1 pseudogene is annotated in these 706 nt (G+C 72.8%); it reads left to right on the plus strand.

Annotated features, from left to right (window positions below):
- Positions 1-706: pseudogene (locus tag FV228_RS31625) on the plus strand (pyruvate dehydrogenase (acetyl-transferring), homodimeric type); the annotation flags it as partial.

Below are 706 nucleotides of genomic sequence, written 5' to 3' on the forward strand. Positions count from 1 at the left end.
GGCTTCCTGATCGGCGCCACGGCCGGCCGCACGACGCTCGGCGGCGAGGGCCTGCAGCACCAGGACGGGTCGAGCCACCTCGCCGCCGCCAGCATCCCGAACTGCCGGGCCTACGATCCGGCCTTCGCGTACGAGATGGCGGTGATCGTCGATCGCGGCGCCCGGGCGATGATGGAAGAGGGCGAGGACGCCTTCTACTACCTCACCGCCATGAACGAGAACTACGCCCAGCCGTCGATGCCGGCGGGCGCGGAAGAGGGCATCCTGAAGGGGATGTACCGCCTCGGGGGTCCGGAATCCGGCGCAGCCGCGGTGCGCCTCCTCGGCTCGGGCGCGATCCTGCCCGAGGTGATCGCAGCCGCCGCCCTGCTGGCGCAGGATTGGGGCATTGCCGCCGAGCTGTTCAGCGTCACCAGCTTCAGCGAGTTGGCACGCGACGCGCGAGAGGCCGAGCGCCGGGCGATGCTCCACCCGGAGGCCGAGGCGCCGGTGAGCCACGTGGCGGCGCTGCTGCCGGGCACGACGCCGGTCGTGGCGGCGACCGACTACGTCCGGGCCTACCCGCAGCTGATCGCCTCCTATGTCGGCGCCCGGTTCGTGACCCTCGGCACCGACGGGTTCGGCCGCAGCGACACGCGCAACGCGCTCCGCCGCTTCTTCGAGGTGGACCGGCAGCACGTGGTGGTGGCCGCCCTGCACGCGCTGG

Origin of the sequence: Methylobacterium sp. WL18 (assembly GCF_008040015.1) — a bacterium.
Lineage (GTDB): Bacteria > Pseudomonadota > Alphaproteobacteria > Rhizobiales > Beijerinckiaceae > Methylobacterium > Methylobacterium mesophilicum.